The following is a 16,381-nucleotide window of genomic DNA, read 5'->3' on the forward strand; positions in this document are numbered from 1 at the left end:
TCGATGGGAACGAGGGGTGCGGGACGTAACCGCCCCACACCCCTCAGGTCACCCTAGGATAGCTTGATCCAGAAGGCATCGCCCTTGAGAATGCGATTGTTTCCGTACCAGGCGCCCAGGACGTGGCCGTGAGCCTGGTTATGAGTTGCTTTGATCAGTAGGACCGAGAAGTTGAAGTCGGGATTAGCCCCAAGAGACCCCTCTTCTGTCGAAGCGAAGGGGTACTCGTCACAGTTCTCGGCCAGTTGCGGATACAACAGCACATTGCTGATCCACGTCTTTTTGATCTCCTTGCGGCACACCGCCTCGGACTTTTCTCGTTGCGCTGCATTGAAGTCGTAGACGGGGCTACTTACGACGCGGTGAATCGGTCTCTGCGGAGACCCTCCGGGCATGTCCTTCTTTCGACCGGCAGAATCGGGATAAGAGGGCCCGCCGAGAGCCGGATAGGTGGGGGGAGTGTTCGGGTCTGTTAGAGCCTTCTTGATGTGATCATACTGCTCTTCCCATGTCTCACCCTTGTCGTTGACGTCGTTCCGTTTCATCTCCATATAGGGCTTACGATAGGTAAACACGCAACCGCCTGCAGCTGTATAGACGTACGCCGCAGAATCGCAACGGACCTGGAACTCCTTATCGCTGACCCCTGCCTTCGTCCAGAGGTTGACGTACTTCGTCTTACTTCCGATTGGCGTCACCTTGACAAGGAGGGAGAAGCGGCAGGTCGATTTCAGGTCCTTACCCTCTGCGCCGACTGCACTCGAGCTCATTCCCCAGTTCTCCACCGGGCTGGAATTCCAGGATGCCTGGGATTTCTCCCGGAGGTTCGGACCGAATGGCGAGGTCTGTTTCGGCTGGCAGTGCGTACTGTCCGGATAGCCCTTCGTCTTGAGTTTGAGCCCCACCGAGGTGGTCGTAAGCGTTCCGCCACCCTTAACGTTATCTAATTTAGCCTGAATCACCACAGCGCGCTTACTCTGGTCGACATCTATCAGAAGAGTAATATCACCAGTGACCGTTCCCTTTACCGTCAGGACATTGTTTACCTTTTCCGCGTTCACTGCGACCAGTTGCCCGGAATAGCATCCGGAAAACCGGCTGCGGAAGCTGGTGAACTTCACCGAGCCCGCTCTGGCCACGTCGGCGTCGCAATCCTGCCAGGTGGTGTACCGAACCGGTTGTGCCTTCCCTGTAGGCCACGGCAAAGGGTCCGTTGCCAAGGGAGTGGCGCCCTTCGCCTCTCTGGAATCACGGGAGGTGAGAGGCGAGCGTGAGTTGCTGAGCGCAGCGATTGGGCTCTCCGTCTGTCCCGGGTGCGCGTTAAGCTCACCCACCTCGGCCGCAGAGAGCGTTCGAGGGTAAACCCAAAGGTCGTCGATGCCGCCCTTAATGGCTGTACCTATGGTGAACGGGCCATCTGCATGCCAGGGATGGAAGCTGATCGCCTGCGTTTTTACCAGATTTCCGTTGAGGTATAGGGACAGGGATCTGGAAGGCTCGTCATAAGAACCGGCCAGGTGAAACCACTCGCCCACTGGAGGGGTTGTCTCGGAGACGACACCTTCTTCGGAGCTGGTCGCAGAGTCCGATTCCTTCATGGTGAATACTAGCCCGTGAACCGGATCGACACCAAGGTGGAAGGGCGCAGCGTTGGTGCCCTTCTGATCGGCGACCGCATAGGGTCCGGTCCGGTCGTCGAGGCGAACCCAGCCGGCGATCGCGAAACTTTCGTCTGTGCGAATGATCGGCGTGGCCGCAGTCGCGAGTGGTTCATAACCCGCATTCGCTGAATCGACCATTAGAAGTTGCCAGTCCGACCATGGCGAGGTCGCAGTGGCCGAAGTAGCCCGGGCACGCCAGCGTACTAGCCATCCGTCGGCCAGCTTCCCAGCCGGGACCGTCACCGTAGCCCGCGCTCCAGCCATCACATTTTCGGCGCTGCCGATCCAGATCTGCCCACTACCTTGGCCCTCTGGTGCGGCCGGCTCGTGCTCGATCTCGAAGTCAGCCCTTAGCATGCCGCCAGTCGGGTCGTGCACCTGCGCCTGCAGTTCAGGGGTAACGCTGAACGTGGTGGTCTTATCGTCGACCAGAGTCGAGGGAATAACCTGTAGACCGCTCACGGATGGCCCGGAGGGCGAATTGGGCACGTCGAGGGTGGCCAGTTGCCATCCCGACCAGTTCGACGTGGTCGCCGCGGCGGCATTTGCAGCTCTGACGCGCCAGCGTACCTTCCATCCGTCAGTCAGCTTGCCAACAGGGACAGTGACAACGGACTGCCCTCCAGACGGCACCGCGGCGGAGGCGCCCGCCCAGATCTGGCCGGTGCCCTGCCCGGTCGCGGTCGGGTCGTGCTCAACCTCGAACTGGCCGGTCAGGGAGCCACCGGCGGTGTCGGACACCGTGGCCGCCAACTGCGGGGTCAGCGACGTGGCGGTGATCGTGCCATTGACGTCCTGCGCCGGAGTGATGCTCAAATCGGCGACCGCCGGTACTGAGGATGGCCCGGTGGTGGTCACGGTCAACGTCGGCGGCGTGTTGAACTCGAGGGTCTCCGCGGAGGTGAACATCCGCCAGTTGTCAGCGGTATTCGATTCGTTCGGGTGCATCAACACCAAGCCATGATTGACCGCACCCGCCGCCCAGTCCTGGGCGATGCCCGTGACGTTCCACAGCATCGGCCCCGGCCAATTCGCGCAGTCCGGGTTGATCGCTGCCCGGTTGATTTGCGCGTCCTCGGTGGTGGATGCTGGCTTGTTGCCCCAGTGCAGGTTGTTGACATCCCAGGCTCCGGTTAGTCGGCGCACCTGAATTCCTGCGCCCACCAGACTGCCACAGACCGGCGCGTCGAAGTTCAGCAGTGACAACTTTGCATCGGTCACCGTCTGACCGGACAGCCCCGCAGTGTCGAATCGAAGATGCGTCCGGTACACCGCGTCCACCATCCGCCCAGCCATAAGGTACTCACCGGTCGGGTCGGCAGGCCAACTCGCGTCGTTGTCTGAGTAGACGTCCACATCACCGTTGGTCGGCAGCGTAATCGTTGGATCCACCCGCACCGGGTACTTCGTCGCCGGATCAGACAAGAAGTCGTGGTCCGGCTTCAGCACCAATTCGGTATGGCCGTCCTTAGTCACTACCTCAGTGGAAATCTTCGCATGCTTGGCAGCAGGAAGGGGACGGCCCTTCGCGGCGGCGTCCCACATCATCGGCTGCGGCACCGAAGCGAGGAGCTTTTTATCCTTTCCTCTTAGGAGTAGTCGCCCTCCCTTGCCCTTCGACAGGGTGAGATCACCCTCCTCTACTCCAATGTGGATCTCCAGCGGCTTGGCAGGTCGTTCACGCAACACCACGTCGTGCCGGAACCCGCTCGGTAGTGCCGTCACCACAAGGTCGGCTCCGGCCCCAGCGGCATTGGTATACGTGGCAACACTGCCCTTGACGGTGGGCCTGGCAAGCGCCGTCGGCCAGCGCAGCGCGTACCGCCGCCCGTCGGCAGTCATTCTCGCGAATGCGTCCGTGCCTCCGGTGGAAAATTCCACGTCAACCTCTGAGTCGATCGCCTTCGGCTTGATCGCCCCGCCCTGCTCGACGAGGGAGGTATCGATGGGGACCCACGAGCTTCCGCGCCTGGTTCGCACTAGGCCTGCGGTCACCTCTGTGGTGAACGTGCGGCCGTCCGGCATGGCAAATGTGATGCTGGTCGGCGATGTCTCCCCAGGCACCTCCACTCGCTTGCCGTGTTTTACCGCCTTCAACGCGGCGGCCCGCCTCGCTTCAGCGGCCCCACTGCTCGGTGACTGAGAGGTGGCGGGAGTGTTCGATAGTGCCGTGCCGGTTCTACCCGGGACCCACCTCGTACCCGTCTTCAGCGCCACCTGGTTGTCGCTCACCCTTGAATCAGCGGCCGTAGCGCCGGATGCCTCATCGAACAGCCAGTGAGCCACGGCTGACTTCGGCGTTGGGGGCTGCATCGGGTCCTCGCCGATGTTTGGGTTGCTCCACCGCCCAACCTCTTCTGGCGTCATGCCATCAGGTAGGGCCGCGTCCTTGAGTAAGGAACCGACGACGTCCGTCGATGCTGCGGCATCAACCTCGAGCTGCGCAGGGGTAACCGCGACAGGGTCGGCCGGCTCGAAGTCCACTGAGTCGTCGAGGTGAGCTAGAACCTCATCGGAGGTGGGGGCGGAACTGCTGCGCGGTCGCACGTACAAGGCCTGTATCGGCTCCGCCGCTGGCTCGAAGTCAACGAAAAGCAAGGGCTGGTGAACGTGTCCCTCGCAGGCCGTGCCGTTGTTGCAGATGGTGTATTCGGTAGTCCGATAGCGACGCCAGTTGGTGAGGTCGGACTCGTTGCCGGCGGCGAGTTGGAAGCCGTAATTGGACTGGCCATTGGCCCAGGCTTGGACGATGGTGTTGACCGAGTGGACCAGGTCCCACTCTTTCTTGGCCCATTCGCTCGTGCAGGCGGTGGTAGGAGTATAGGCGCCGTATTCGGTGTTCGCACCAGTCGAGGTTACCGATGGCTGGTTAGTCCAGGTCAGCGATCCAGGGGTCCAGCTGCTGGTGATCTGGCGAGCGGTGATGCCGGATCCGACGCTAGTCCCGCACGCGTTGGACAGGTGGTTCCACAACACCAGATCCGCGTTCTGGACCCTGCCGCCACGCAGCAGAGAGTCCGCGGGAATGTCCTGGAATTTAATATAGCTGCGCCAGCGGACTGCGCCGTCGTTGGACTTGCCGACCAGGATCCGGTCCAAGAGCTGGTTATCGCGGCTGTCGGGGTAGGCATCGTTGTTGACGAAGGTGTCGATGGTGTTGTTCGGCGAAGGTTCCCACCAGTCGGAGGCAGCGGCGGCCACCGTGACCGGATAGGTGACCGTCGGATCAGCCAGGAAGACTGCATTTGGGGACAACACTAAGGTGGAGCCGTCTGCGGTCCTCTCCAGGCTCGTGGTGGCCCTGCCTACCTTGCCCTCATCCGGTCCGCCGCTACCATCAGCGGCCACCGCGTCCAACATCATCGTGGTGGAAAGGTCGAGGATCTGCTCCCGCTTGCCCTTACCGATGTCCTTGACTAGAACAGTTCTGTCCGAGGCATTTTCGAAGGCGAATCCTTCGGGCAGATCGACCGGGACGCGCAGCCTCAGCGGCTTCGTTGGACGTTGCCGAATGACGATCTGCTGCCGAAACCCGGTCGGCGTGGCAGTGATGACCAGGTCCAAACCGTTGCCGTATACGGAAGCGAATTCCGCCCGGTTGCCCGACAAACGTGGGGTGGGGAGATTTCGCGGGGCGAAGACCTGAACCTTGTCATCCTTCGCGGCAGGGTCAGCCGGACCCGCGCTCGCTGTCAGCACGTCGGGCTTCCCGCCATGGGACAGGACCAGGTCCGACTTTGCTACCCGCGGCTTGACCACGTCGTTTTGAACAACCAACGTCGTGTCGATAGGCTCCCAGGCGTCGTCCCGCTTGACTCGCACCGGTGAGGTCGACATCTCCATGCGCAGGGTCTTGCCGTCCGGATTGGCGAACATGGTGGAGAACTCTGAGCGGTAGGACGTGATCTCGACACGTTTACTCTGCTTCTTGGCCTCCTGTTTTGCCAACTCCACCGGGTTCGTTGCCTCGGCGGTAATGGGGGAATTGGGCGACGAGGAGGGGGTAGCAGAAGCAGGGGATGAAACTGCGCCAACCAACAGCGAGGTCGCCATCATCGGCACCGTGAGAAGCGCTATCTGCGGACGTAAGCGCCCGCCTCGCTGTGGGGGGGCGAATCTTTTTGACAGGTTCACTGAACTCCTGATCAGTAGGGGGTGTAACGATCAACTGATCAGAACATTGCACCGAATATTGTGGCAATGTGAGAAATCTCACCCCCGATGATTCGTGTGTTTGGGTGGCTTCGCCCGGCGTGACGGCAGAGGTTGTTGTCCGGTGTTCGATGGGGTTTCGGGGCAGGGTGCCGGGGCGGTGGTCACGCCGGTGGTGCCGGTTCCACGGGCCGGTCACGTTGCTGGCTGGTTGGGACGTCGGGCAGGGGGATGAGGTCAGACGGGCGCGGGCAGAGCCGGCACTGTTGAGATTGCGCGTTGAAGCTGACGGGCCCAGAGCCAGGTTTCTGGGATCTTGATGGTGCGTCGACGCTGGCCGCGGACCAGGCGGGCACTGGTATGCAGCAGTGCGTACCGCAAGCTGGAGGGTTCTCAGCGGCCAGTTCGCCGTCCAAGCACGGCATGCGGAACCAGGCGAGCAGGTCGCAGCCGATCGGCTTCTTGCCTTTGCGTCGGACGATCCGCCGGTAGCGCTCACCCAGGAAGGTGTCGGTGCGGCCGACAACGACCGCGGCTTCGCCGAGGGTGCGGGCCAGGTAGCGATTGCCGTGCCCGGTGGCGTTTTCCCATGCGCTTGCCGGCGGACTTCTTGACCGTGGGGGGCGAACCGCGCCCAGGAGATCAGGTGCGCGGCTGTAGGGAAGCGGCTCATATCCAGGCCGATCTCGGCGGTGATCGTGTGAGCGGCGGTCAGGCCGATGCCGGGAATCTCATCCAGGCGCTCGACGGTTGCGGCGAACGGGGCGACCTGCCGGGTGATCTGCTGATCCAGGGCGGCGATGTCGGCGGTGATGCCGTCGATCCGGGCCAGCATGGTGGTCAGCAGGAACGCGTGATGGTCGGAAAACCGGCCGGTGAAGGCCTCCTCCAGTGCGGCGATCTTGCCGCGCAGGCTGGAGCGGGCCAGTTACGCCAGCGTCTTGGGGCTGCGTTCCCCGCGGATCTGGGCGGCCATCATCGCCCGGCCGGAGACGCCGAAGATGTCGGAGGCCACCACGCCCAGCTTGATCGCGTCCTCCAGTAGCTTTTCCACCCCTTGTTTCTCGGCGGTGCGGGCTTGGACCAGGTCCACCCGGTAGCGGGTCAGGTCGCGTAGCAGCCGGATCGCCGGGGGCGGTACGAAGCTGGGACGTAGCATTTGACGCTCGGCGACCTTGGCCAGCCAGACCGCGTCCAGCTTGTCAGTCTTGGGACGGCCGGGCAGGTGCTTGACGTCGCGGGCGTTGACCAGCCACACCTCGAACCCGGCGGCCTCCAGCAGATAGAACACCGGTTTCCAGTAGTCGGAGGTGGCCTCCATCACCACCCGGGTGACGCCCAGGCAACGCAACCGATCGCTCATCGCCAGCAGCGAGCGCGTCATCGTGGTGTAGGTCTGCACCTCCTGCAGCCGCCTGGTTGGTTTCTTGTCGTCGGGGGACGCGAGCGCAGCACACCAAGGTGGCCTTGCCGACGTCGAGCGCGGCGACCCTTTCGACGATCTCTTCCGTGTCGTGGCTTTGAGCGAGCATCGGGCCTCCTTACCGCCATGGAGGGCTGGGTGGTTGCCCGCGAGAGCCGCAAGGGGACGGTGACGAATCTGATCCGCGTGCTCGAAGCAACAGTGAAAGGCCCGCAGGCGCGGCTCCCGGCGTCCGACTAGAGCACGGCCCCAACGACCAAGGAGAGACGACGCCAGCTGGCTACCACCCCGATTTCCAGGCCCGAACGGCCTCCTCCGCCAGGGGGAGATTGGAGACTAAAGCGGGCGTCACGCGTCGCCGCGGAATCTTTGTGGCCCAGGCGTCATAGTCGTCGCGCAGGTAGGCGGCGTCGACGGGCTTGAGGCGGATCTGGGGTCGTTCATCGATCCACCAGATCTCGAAGTCTGTGACCGTTCCTGTGGTCGGCCAGCAGTCGGGGTCATCTGGTAGGAGGAGAACGTCCACGAAGCCGATCACGGGGAGGCCGAGGTCCACGAAGATCCCGGTCACTCCGGCCGGCCATGGGATCGGAAGGACAGTCCCTTGCAAGGCCTGCCCGAGCACGAGCCGCGATCGGAGCAAGGCCCACTCTGCCGGGTTCACGCGCGTCTCCTCATCTCCCGCCAGGGTAATCGGAGATCCACCTCGTCACACTCCCGTGCTGTACAGCACGGGAGTGCAGCAACGCCGTCTTACCTCACCGCGCAAGAGCGGCCAGCATCTGGCCTCTGAGCTGCGCGACAAGGTCGTCACCACGGTTGTGCCGGTAGTTCGGGACGAAGGGGCCGTGGGATCGAATTCCGTCGCGCCGGCCCGGTGGTGTCGGGCCGGCGGTGCGGGTCAGGTGTCTATGGCGCAGGTGTCTCGGTTGAGGGTGAAGCGGCTCGGCGGGGAGGCGTCGCCCGTGTGGCTGGCCAGGTAGCCCATGGTGACGCTGCGGCCGGGGGCGATGGTGCCGTTGTACGCGGCGTTCGTCGCGGTGACGACGTTGCTGCCCTGGGTGAGGTCGGTGTTCCAGTCCGAGATGACGGTCTGGCCGAGCGCCAGGGGGAACACCAGTCTCCAGCCGTCGATCGGCGCGGTGCCGGTGTTGGTGATGGTGAGGTCGACGGTCATGCCGGTGCCCCAGGCCCGCGTGGTCAGCTTGATCCGGCAGGTCGGCGCGGCCCGTTCGAACGACACCCGGTGCAGCCCGCCGGGCAGGTCGTTGACGACGTAGAACTCGCCCTTCGGGGTGGCGCCGAACGCGGTGACCTGCGTGGGCATCTCGCCGATCTCGGCTTTGAGGTAGCCGCCCCGGCCGTCCTCGCGCAGCGCCCACGCGGCGGAGGAGCAGTAGTCGGTGGCGATGTAGGTGCCACCGACCAGGTCGGCGTACTGCTCACCGCGGTACACCAGTCCGCCGACGACGGCGCAGCCGCCGGTGTACGGCGAGTAGGTGAAGACCGGCTTGGTGTACTCGACTCCGGACCGGCACTGGGCCTGGTCGAACACCTCGAGTCCTTCGTAGCAGGACCAGCCGAGGTTCGCGCCGGCCTGCCGCCCGGCCTTGACGTGGTCGATCTCCTCCCACCTGCCCTGGCCGACGTCGCCGATCCACATCGAGCCGTCCGCGCGGTCGATGGAGAAGCGCCAGGGGTTGCGCCCGCCGTACATCCAGATCTCCCCGCGCGCGCCCGCGCGGCCGACGAACGGGTTGTCCGAAGGGATGCAGTAGGCCAGGGAGCCGCATTTCCGGCTCACGTCGACGCGCAGGATCTTGCCCAGCAGGGTGTCCAGCCGCTGCCCGGTGTCGAAGGGATCTCCGGCGCCGCCGCCGTCGCCGATGCTCCAGTACAGGTAGCCGTCCGTGCCGAAGATCAGCTGGCCGCCGTTGTGGTTGTCGTACTCGGCGTGCGCCTGGGAGAGCAGCGGCTCCAGGCGCGCCTCGTCCAGCCGGTATCGGGCCAGGGTCACCGCACCGTCCGGCAGCGCGGTGTACGCCAGGTACAGAACGTGGCTGCGGGCGAAGTCGGGCGCGAGGGCGATGGCGAGCAGTCCCCGCTCGTTGCCGGATTCGTCCACCGACGCCGTGATGTCGATGATCGGGTTCTGCGCGAGACCGGTGTCCGGGTGGTACACGCGCACGGTGCCGCGCTTCTCGACGATGAACAGCCGGTTCGTCCCGTCGTCGGGGGCGGCGATGGCGACGGGACGCCGCAACCCGAAGGCGACCTGGGTGGTGGTCACGTTGATCTCTTCCAGCGGCACATTGGCGGCCTTCGGTGCCGGCGCGCCACTGTTCGCGACGGACGAGGCCGGGACGGACGGGGATGTCGTCGCGGCGGCCGGTGGGGTGAGTGCGATGACGGGGGCGAGCAGTGGCAGGGACAGAGCGAGCAACACACGGTTTGCCCAGCGATTTCCTGACATGTCGGGCTCCAGAGACAGGCTTCGGCGGTGTCCGGAGCGCGTCCGCGCTCGCAACACGCCCGACCCGGTCGCATTTCGGCCCGGACGACCGAAGTACGACGCCGACCGAACAGGTTCCACGCTGATGCGCCCGACCGGACGGTATCGGCTCGGCCGCCGTCACAACCAGGCCCGCTACCGCGACTCAGGTCCCGGGAGGCGACAGGAGGCCGCTATCGCCACTTTCTTCCGTCCTGACCATGGACGATGCGAAAGCCTTCCGGCGAGGCCCGCCACCGGCCTCATGAAACGTACATCGCCACGGGACCCGGCCGGCCGCATCCCGGGCGGGACGATACGGACAAGGGCCGGGTCTCCACGCCGAGGCGATTCGCCGGATGCGGCGACCCCAATGCCGGGGCACGGCGGGCACTTCGCGGACGGCCGTCCGGACGTCGTCAGCCGTAGGGCCGCCGCTCCCTCACGCGGTGCCGTCGAGGAGGTCGACGTCGGCGTGCGGCTTGCCACCGGACAGGCCGGGGTAGCCGGGGCCGCGGTCGAAGAAGGGCGCCGGAGGGGCCGCGCGCAGCCCGGCGCGCAGTTCTCCGGTGGCGGCGGCGTCCACCACCGGATCGTCCGCCGGGCCGTGCAGGATGACACCGTAGTCGTCGCGCGCGCCCTCGGGCGAGACCTTGCCGTCGCGGACGTCGGCGGCCACCAGTTCGGCGTCGCGGTCGTAGGGCGAGCCCCAGCCGCCGCCCCCGGTGGTGCGGACCCTGACGATCTCGCCGGCCTTGACCGGGAAGTCGTCCACGAGCCCCTCCATCTCCTTGCCGCCCACGGTGACGAGGAACGGGCGCCCGGCCCTGCCGCCGTTGACGCCCCAGCAGGCCAGGATGGACCGGTCGGCGATGGACATGAAGGAGGCGTCGCGCAGCATCCGGACGTGCTTGTCGTACCCGAGGCCGCCCCGGTACAGGCCGGGCCCGCCGGAGTCGCGGGCCAGTCCGAGCCGCTCGACGCGGAACGGCCAGCGCGCCTCGGCGAACTCGACGGGGATGTTGCGCGAGTCGGGGACGACGTGGATGGTGTCCTCGCCGTCGGCGTACCAGCGCCCGCCCGACCCGCCGCCGAGCACCTCGCGCATCAGGTACGGCCGGCCCTCGTCGTCCTCCCCGTACACACCGGTGTAGCGGATGGTCTCCTGGTCGGCGGGCATGCGCCCGCCGGTGGCCTTGGCCAGCACGCCCGCGAGCACGCCGAGCAGGCGCAGGATGACGAACGTGCGGGCGTTGGTGGGCGCGGGGAAGACCGGCGTGAGCAGCGTGCCCTTGCCGGGGAACCTCATCTCGATCAGCGGCACGACGCCCTCGTTCACGTCCAGCTCGGCCATGCGCTCGGGGGTGTCGGCGAGGTTGCGCAGGATGGGGGCCAGCCACTTCTTCAGGAAGACCCCGCCGGCGTAGTCGCCGGCGTGGTTGATCGGGCCCTTGGCCTGCGGCGAGGTGCCGGTGAAGTCGATGACCAGCGGCTTCTCCGCCGCGTGGTCGACGGTCAGCGTGATGCGCTGGGTGTGCAGGCGCGGCTCGTCCACGCCGTCGTGCTCGGCGTAGTCCTCCCAGACGTGGACGCCTTCGGGGATCTTGGCCAGCAGCTCGCGGCGGAAGGTCTCGGTGGTCTTGGCGATGATCGCGTCGAAGCACGCCTCGACGGCGGCCCTGCCGTACCGGGCGAACAGCTCGGCGAGGCGGCGCGCCCCCATCAGGCAGGCCGAGCACTCGGCGTCCAGGTCGCCGGCCAGGGAGTCGGGCATGCGGGAGTTGCGGGTCATGATGGTCAGGGCGGCCCGGTTGGGCACGCCGCGGTCCCACAGTTTGATCGGCGGCACCATCAGCCCCTCCTCGAAGGCGCTGCGCGCGTGGGACGGCATCGACCCGGGGACGGCTCCGCCGATGTCGTCGTGGTGGCCGAACGCCTGCACGAACGCCACCACCTCGCCGTCGTGGAAGACGGGGACGGTGACGCAAAGGTCCGGAAGATGACCGATGCCGCCTTCGGACAGGTAGACGTCGTTGTGGAAGAACACGTCCCCGGGGTTCATCTCGGCCATCGGGAAGTCGCGCACGATGGGCTGGACGAGCGCCGAGTAGGAGCGGCCGGTCAGCTTGCGCAACCGCGCGTCGTGGATGCCCGCGCGGAAGTCGTGCGCGTCGCGGATCATCGGCGAGCGGGCCGTGCGGGCGATGGCCGTCTCGACCTCCATCTCGACGGAGGCGAGCGTGCCCTCGACGATCTCGACCAGCACCGGGTCCGCGGCCGTCATGCGCCCGCTCCCTTCACGACGAGGTTTCCGTGGGCGTCGACCTCGGCGGTGAAGCCGGGGTGCAGCGGCAGCGTGGAGCCGTACTCCTCGATCACCGCGGGGCCGGTGACGACGTCGCCGCGGCGCAGGTCGCCCCGCTGGTGGACCGGCGCCGTCCACCACTCGCCCGCGGGCGAGGCCGGGTCCTCCTCGAAGTAGACCCTGCGCCGCTCGGAGGGCGGCGGCGCCCCGCCCACCGGCCCGGGCCGCTCGGGCGGTTCGGGCAGTTCGGGCAGGGCGGGGCGGGTGATGGGGCCGATACCGGAGACGCGCAGGTTGACCCACTCGACGGCGTGCCGGGGATCGTCGCGGTAGCCGTACCCGTAGAGCCGGTGGTGGGCCTGGTGGAACCGGTCGAGCACCTCAGCCCGCCACGCCTCGTCCAGCGGGCCGGACGGCGCGGGCACCCGCACCTCGTACGCCTGCCCGTAGTAGCGCAGGTCGGCGCTGCGCGCGTAGACGTGCCGCCCGTCGGGGAAGCCCTCGCGGCGCAGAGCGACGGCGGCCTGCTCCTCCAGGTCGCCGAAGATGCCCGCCGCCGTCGCGAGCGACAGCTCGCGGGTCACGTGGGTGCGCACGTAGTCGTTCTTGACGTCCACCGTGAGCAGGCCGAACGCCGAGACGTTGCCGGGGTTGGCGGGCACGATGACGGCCGGCAGGGACAGGATGTCGATGAGGCGGCACACCAGCAGCGGCCCGGAGCCGCCGAAGGCGACCATCGGGAAGTCGCGCACGTCCAGGCCGCGCTTGACCGTGATCTGCCTGATGGCGTTCGACTGGTTGAAGGCGCTGATCTCCAGGATGCCGGTGGCGGTGCGCTCCGGGGACAGGCCGAGCTTGCCGGCCAGGGTCTCGATGGCGGCGCCGGCCGCGGCGGCGTCCAGCGGGATCTCGCCGCCGAGCAGGTGGGGTGGCACGCGGCCGAGGTGGACGTGGGCGTCGGTGACGGTCACCTCGGTGCCGCCCTTGCCGTAGCAGATCGGGCCGGGGTCGGCTCCGGCGGACCTCGGCCCGACCTTCAGCGTGCCCTCCGGGGAGATCCAGGCGATGGAGCCGCCGCCCGCGCCGACGGTCACGATGTCGATCATCGGGATCTTGCACGGGTACCGGCCGACGGAGCCCTCGGTGGTCAGCGACGGCTCGCCGTCCACGACGACGGCGACGTCGGTCGAGGTGCCGCCGCCGTCGAGCGTGATGGCCGACCCGCGGCCGGCGGTGCCGGCGATGAGCGCGGCGCCGAGCGCGCCCGCGGCGGGGCCGGACAGCACCGTGGTGATCGGCTGGTCGACCACCTCGGCCGCCGACAGCACCCCGCCGTTGCTCTTCATCACCGAGAACGGCATGCCGAGGCGCGCGGACAGGCCCGCGATGTAGCGGCGCATGATGGGCTTGACGGCGGCGTCGACCAGGGTCGTCACCGAGCGCTCGTACTCGCGGTACTCGCGCAGGACGTCGCTCGACAGGGACACGACCGCGCCGGGGTGCTCGCGCTCCAGCACGGCCCGCATGGCCCGCTCGTGCGCCGGGTTGGCGTAGGAGTGCAGGAAGCACACCCCGACGGCGGTGATCCCCTGGTCGCGGAACCACCGTGCCACCTCGGCGGCCTGTGCCTCGTCGAACGGCCGCACCTCCTGGCCGAGGTGGTCCAGGCGTCCGGCGACGGTCTTGACGCGGTGCACCGGCACGATGCGCGGCGGCTTGACCCAGAAGTAGGAGTTGCCGTACCCGTCCGGGACGCTCTGCCGGGCGATCTCCAGGATGAACTCGAAGCCCTCGGTGGTGACGAAGCCGAGGTCGACGGGGCGGTCCTCCAGCAGCTGGTTGGTCGCCACGGTCGTGCCGTGCACGATGCCGGCGACGTCGGCCAGGCCGCGGCCGGCGAGGATCTTGTGCACGCCGTTCATGAACCCGTCCGCCGGGTCGCCCGGCGTCGACGGGGTCTTGGTCGTGGAGATCTCACCGGTCTGCTCGTCCACCATGACCACGTCGGTGAACGTGCCCCCGGTGTCGACGCCGATACGGACACTGCGCATGCCTTCAGTGTCTACTGAACCGCTCCTTGCTCCGGAACCAGCGAGATCCGCCAAGAAATCGGACATCCGTCGGCACCTTCCGCCCGCGGCGCCCGGCGCGGAACCTGTCGCGGAACCCATTGCGGAACCCGGGGGCGGCCACGGCGGTATGCAGGGCATGGAACGACGCCACTTCCTCAGGTTCGCCGGCGGCCTCGCCGGCGCGGGCCTGCTCACGTCCTGCACGGACGGCCCGGCCCGCACACCCGCCTCCCCCCGTTCCGCTCCCGGACCGGCGGCCCCGGCCACGCCCGCGCCGGCGAGGCACATCGTCTACGCCGACGTCTCGGCGCGCCTGGCCGCCGTCGACGCCGGGACCGGGACCACGCTGTTCACCGCCGACCGGCCGCTGCCCTCGGCGGGCTGGGAGCGGCTGTACACCATCTCGCCGTCGGGCGAGCTGCTGACGCTGGACGCCCTGACCGGCGAGGTGAAGGCCCGTGCCATCGTTCCACCGGGCGTGATCCCGCGTGCGGTGTCCTCTGTGGAGAACGTGGTGGCCCTGGCCGCCCCTCCCCCGGCCTCCCCCTACGGCGGGCCGGGGCGCACCAGCACGACCGTGGTCGTCGTCGCGCCGGACGGGCGGGCCTCGCCGCGGACCGTGCGCCTGGCCGGCAACTTCCAGCCGGACGCCCTCACCGGCGTCGGCGACGGCCTGTTCGTCCTGCAGTACCTGCCGGCGACCGCGCCGGAGAGCTACAAGGTCAAGATCTACGACCTGGAGCAGAAGGCTCTCTGGCCCCTGTCCACCCGGGAGAAGAAGCCGGTTCCCGAAGGCGCGGAGGAGACCATGCGCGGCGACGGACGCGCCTCCGTGCTCGGCCCCGCCCGCCAGCAGCTCTACACCCTCTACACCCACCAGCCCGGCCACCTGCACACCCGCGACCTGGTGGCCGGGCGCAAGACCGGGGTGCACGCGTTCGTGCACGTGCTGGAGCTGAACCAGCGGTGGGCCTACTGCCTGGACCTGCCGGAGCCGTTCGGCAGGGCCCCGGCGGCGGCGCACACGATCGCCGCCACCGGCGGCTCCGTGTACGTGTACGAGGACGGCCGGGGGACGCTCGCGCGGGCGAGCACCGAGTCCCTGACCATCCTTGCCACCGCGTCGATCGGCACCTCGCCCGCCGCCGGAAACGCGGCCGCCTCGTCGTCCGTGACGCAGAGCGGCCTGCTCTACCTCGCCGCCGGGCCGTCCTTGCGGGCCGTCGATCCGCACTCGCTCGTGGTGCGGGGCTCGTGGCGCCTGCCCTCGCCGGCGCGCGGCGTCGTGGTGACGCCAGAGGGCGACGGCGTCTACGTGGGCGTGACCGACGGCGTCCTGCGCTTCGACGGCCGGGATGGCCTGCGCGGCGACGGACAGCCGATCGGCAACGTGTCCCTGCCGGGTCTCTCGCTCCTCCGTCACGCGGCGCCCTCCGCGTGACTCCCGCACGGGCCGTTGACCTTGCCCCTGCGGCGCGAGGGAACCGTACGGGCCGTTGACCTTGGCCCCTGCCGTGCGAGGGAACTGTATGCTGACGCCCCGTGAGTGAAACGTCCGCCTTGTCCGCTGTCCCCGCGCCCCCTCACCGCGACGCCGTGCTGAGGTTCTTCCACGGCCCGATGGACTGCGGCAAGTCCACGCTGGCGTTGCAGATGAACTACAACCACGGCCGCCAGGGCAGGCGCGGGCTGGTGCTGACCAAGCACGACCGCTCGGGCGGCCCGCGCGTCACCAGCCGCATCGGGCTCGGCCTCGAGGCGGTCGAGGTCGTCGACGGCCTCGACCTGGTCGAGCTGGTTCTGGCGCACGCCCAGGTCGACTACCTCATCTGCGACGAGGCGTGCTTCTACACAGTGGCGCAGATCGAGCAGCTCGCCGACCTGGTGGACGGGCACGGCGTGGACGTCTACGCCTTCGGCCTGGCCTCGGACTTCCGCTCGCAGATGTTCCCCGCCGCCCAGCGCCTGTTCGAACTCGCGGACGAGGTGTCGCGGCTGCAGGTGGAGGTGCTGTGCTGGTGCGGGCGCCAGGGCAGGCTGAACGCCCGCGTGGTGGACGGGGTCATGGCCCGCACCGGGGAGCAGGTCATGATCGCCGACACCGACGGCGCGCAGGTGCACTATCGCGTGCTGTGCCGCCGCCACTATCGCAGCGGCGACCTCGGCGAGTCGCGTTCCGCCCCGCTCGCCGCCTCCAGTGCTTGATCGAAAACTCTCGCGCGCCGCCGGACGACTGCGGTACCTTGATCATCCCCCCGATGATCAAGAGCCGAAATG

8 protein-coding genes and 1 pseudogene are annotated in these 16,381 nt (G+C 67.6%); 2 read left to right on the forward strand and 7 right to left on the reverse strand.

Going from position 1 to position 16,381, the window contains the following annotated elements:
- Nucleotides 1–53: 53 nt before the first annotated feature.
- The 7 genes and pseudogenes from ACFO60_RS13365 to ACFO60_RS13395 all read right to left on the reverse strand — a co-directional run bounded on the left by ACFO60_RS13365 (nt 54) and on the right by ACFO60_RS13395 (nt 14,083).
- Complete coding sequence (locus tag ACFO60_RS13365; protein WP_380840430.1) at nt 54–5,714, reverse strand: DNRLRE domain-containing protein; 5,661 nt, start codon at nt 5,712–5,714, stop codon at nt 54–56.
- Nucleotides 5,715–6,441: 727 nt separating this feature from the next.
- Nucleotides 6,442–6,648: pseudogene (locus ACFO60_RS13370) on the reverse strand (transposase); the annotation flags it as partial.
- 93 nt (nt 6,649–6,741) lie between these two features.
- A complete protein-coding gene (locus ACFO60_RS13375; protein WP_380840432.1) occupies nt 6,742–7,215 on the reverse strand; it encodes an IS110 family transposase in 474 nt (157 codons plus the stop codon).
- Nucleotides 7,216–7,516: 301 nt separating this feature from the next.
- Nucleotides 7,517–7,900, reverse strand: coding sequence for a hypothetical protein (locus tag ACFO60_RS13380; protein ID WP_380840433.1), 384 nt, complete (start codon nt 7,898–7,900; stop codon nt 7,517–7,519).
- 237 nt (nt 7,901–8,137) lie between these two features.
- A complete protein-coding gene (locus ACFO60_RS13385; protein ID WP_380840435.1) occupies nt 8,138–9,547 on the reverse strand; it encodes a PQQ-dependent sugar dehydrogenase in 1,410 nt (469 codons plus the stop codon).
- A 622-nt stretch (nt 9,548–10,169) separates the two neighbouring features.
- Nucleotides 10,170–12,011, reverse strand: coding sequence for a hydantoinase B/oxoprolinase family protein (locus ACFO60_RS13390; protein ID WP_380840436.1), 1,842 nt, complete (start codon nt 12,009–12,011; stop codon nt 10,170–10,172).
- Complete coding sequence (locus tag ACFO60_RS13395; protein WP_380840438.1) at nt 12,008–14,083, reverse strand: hydantoinase/oxoprolinase family protein; 2,076 nt, start codon at nt 14,081–14,083, stop codon at nt 12,008–12,010. The genes ACFO60_RS13390 and ACFO60_RS13395 overlap by 4 nt, the downstream gene beginning before the upstream one ends.
- A 157-nt stretch (nt 14,084–14,240) precedes the next feature.
- Here ACFO60_RS13395 and ACFO60_RS13400 point away from each other — a divergent pair, with 157 nt between their 5' ends.
- Nucleotides 14,241–15,545 carry a PQQ-binding-like beta-propeller repeat protein gene (locus ACFO60_RS13400; RefSeq protein WP_380840439.1) on the forward strand — a complete coding sequence of 435 codons (1,305 nt, stop codon included), beginning with the start codon at nt 14,241–14,243 and terminating at the stop codon, nt 15,543–15,545.
- Nucleotides 15,546–15,646: 101 nt separating this feature from the next.
- Nucleotides 15,647–16,309 carry a thymidine kinase gene (locus tag ACFO60_RS13405; protein ID WP_380840440.1) on the forward strand — a complete coding sequence of 221 codons (663 nt, stop codon included), beginning with the start codon at nt 15,647–15,649 and terminating at the stop codon, nt 16,307–16,309.
- Nucleotides 16,310–16,381: the final 72 nt, after the last annotated feature.

Origin of the sequence: Sphaerisporangium dianthi, assembly GCF_042654065.1 — a bacterium.
Taxonomy (GTDB): Bacteria; Actinomycetota; Actinomycetes; order Streptosporangiales; family Streptosporangiaceae; genus Sphaerisporangium; species Sphaerisporangium dianthi.